This window comes from Cupriavidus sp. WGlv3 (genome assembly GCF_023952475.1).
Classification (GTDB): Bacteria; Pseudomonadota; Gammaproteobacteria; order Burkholderiales; family Burkholderiaceae; genus Cupriavidus; species Cupriavidus phytorum.
Genome location: NZ_JALHRX010000098.1, coordinates 1 through 1,286, shown reverse-complemented (window position 1 = coordinate 1,286; position 1,286 = coordinate 1). Strand labels below are relative to the sequence as shown.

The window sequence follows — 1,286 nt, the reverse complement described above, 5'->3', positions numbered from 1 at the left end:
GCGCTCGATTCTTTTCGCCGGCGCTTATGAACTAACTGCATTGGGCTTCATCTAAGCAAGTGCAATACGCATTCTGACAGGAAACGTAGAAGAATGCAGGTGGCGGCATTTTAGCGCCAACTGGCGCGCCGTTGGCGAAACTAGCGGCGCATGGGCCGTTGACGGGGCGAACTTTCGTCACGGATTCGGTTCGCACTGATGAATTGAGTTTTTCTTCAGAAGGCTTTTTAATCCGCATTACTATGTTGTCATAGCGTCAAGCGTGGTTATATTTATGCTATTGCACACATAGTAGTGTTTTTCCAGCAAGAGATGTGGCCCAAGGCCAAAACAATAGCAACTTTGAGGATGAAATGGCGACTGGTATTGTAAAGTGGTTCAACAGTGAAAAAGGATATGGGTTCATCACGCCCGATGATGGCGGTAAAGACTTGTTCGCTCATTACAAGGAAATCCAAGGTGCCGGCTTCAAGTCACTGGAGGAGGGCGCGAAAGTAGAATTTGAAATCACGCAGGGTATGAAGGGGCCGCAGGCGTCAAAGATTCGTAAGCTCTGAGCACTTGATAGCCATTTAACTATCTGGCGGCGTGGCGCTAATTTGTCCGCGAGTTTGGCACCATCGTCGCTCCTTTGTATTTTTTTCCGGAAATCGCTGGGAAGATATGCGCAATTCAGGATTGTAATTACCACTTCCACAAGACCCTCGCAGCAGGGCATATAATATTTGAGTGCTTTCGTTATCCGCAAGTGGCGCCAGCAATCGGTGCGTTGTAGTAGTGGGAGCAGACTGAATCGTCGGGCGCTAAAGTACGGCCCAGCCACATCCGTTGGTCGCCCGATTTCTGCACTTCCCCAACCGGTCGGAAATTACTGTGGCGTCAGGTCGGTTCTTGACGCGGGTGAAGCGGCGTATCGCCTCTTGATGATCTTGGGCATGTATGGATCTGCGCCGCCTGCCGAATTTGGATCGACGTGCGCAAATGGAGCAAGAACAACATGCCACTGGGTCGGCTTGCCAACGCAGCGTTGCGGGAGCGAAAGGTCCAATTGCACGATGCGCTCGAACTATTAGTCGCTGTAAAGATTAGGCGCGACGGTGTCGTTGACTTCAACGCCCGGGGCATGAAATGTTTTTTTTCGCATCGCTTGATCTGAATGTCGCAACCCCGAGCATTCATGTGTTGTCGCTGGAACAATGCGAACAAGCACTCCAGTACATCGTGGAGTCTCATGCTTCGCGCTGAGCAACTCCTTGAACCTGAACTCAATCGAGGCGGCTCCGCGC

The 1,286-nt window shown here is 51.2% G+C and carries 2 protein-coding genes; one reads left to right on the top strand and one right to left on the bottom strand.

The window, feature by feature from the left end:
• Positions 1 to 353 precede the first annotated feature (353 nt).
• Complete coding sequence (locus MKD38_RS30600) at positions 354 to 557, top strand: cold-shock protein (RefSeq protein ID WP_012354797.1); 204 nt, start codon at positions 354 to 356, stop codon at positions 555 to 557.
• A 512-nt stretch (positions 558 to 1,069) separates the two neighbouring features.
• On the opposite strand, the gene MKD38_RS31065 is transcribed toward MKD38_RS30600, so the two are convergent.
• The coding region (locus MKD38_RS31065; protein WP_256503927.1) for a hypothetical protein at positions 1,070 to 1,286 on the bottom strand (217 nt) is incomplete at its 5' end.